This window comes from Methylobacterium indicum, assembly GCF_001043895.1.
GTDB classification, from domain to species: domain Bacteria; phylum Pseudomonadota; class Alphaproteobacteria; order Rhizobiales; family Beijerinckiaceae; genus Methylobacterium; species Methylobacterium indicum.
Map to the genome: position 1 here is coordinate 1 of NZ_JTHF01000496.1, position 582 is coordinate 582.

Annotated in this window: 1 protein-coding gene; it reads right to left on the reverse strand. The window is 77.1% G+C overall.

Translation table 11 applies throughout. The features are described 5' to 3' along the window. On the reverse strand, positions 1–582 hold a 582-nt coding region (locus tag QR78_RS35310; RefSeq protein WP_048431625.1), incomplete at both ends, for a hypothetical protein.

Genomic DNA, 582 nt, shown 5'->3' on the forward strand with positions numbered 1-582 from the left:
CGGCCTTCAGCCCCGCCCGCGGCGCTCGCTCGCAGGGCACCGTCGACCTCGAACTGGCGATCAGCCTCGCGGGCGGGGCTGAAGGCCGAGAAGTCCACCGTCGCCCGGACCTGGCACAGGGCGAGACCGGCGCTGCAGGCGGTACGCAGGGAATCCGGCCGCGGCCGGTAGCGCCGCTCGGGCCAGCGCTGCACGAAGCGGCGCTTCTCGGACATCAGGCTCGCGACGCTCATCGTGCGGCCGTGGAAGACGACCTGGTTGCCGTAGAAGCCCGGCGCGTCGGCCAGGGTCGCGCCGTTGGATCCCGAGATCGACGCCAGGTAGTCGCGCGCGAGGCGCTGCGAGGCCAGAGCCCAGTCGCGCATCTGCCCGTCCGAAGCCGCGACCGGCGCGGGGGCGGGAATCTGGACGGGAAGCGGCCGCTCGGTCCGGGCGAGCCGCGCGGCGCGGCGCGCCTGCGTCGCCGCATGGAGCCCGCTGCGGGCCGGTCGATGGGCCTCCTCGGCGATCCGGCGCGGCGCCGGCGGCTGGGCCTTGGCCTGGACCTTGGCGGGCGGGGCCGCCTCGGCCCGGGGCGCCGGC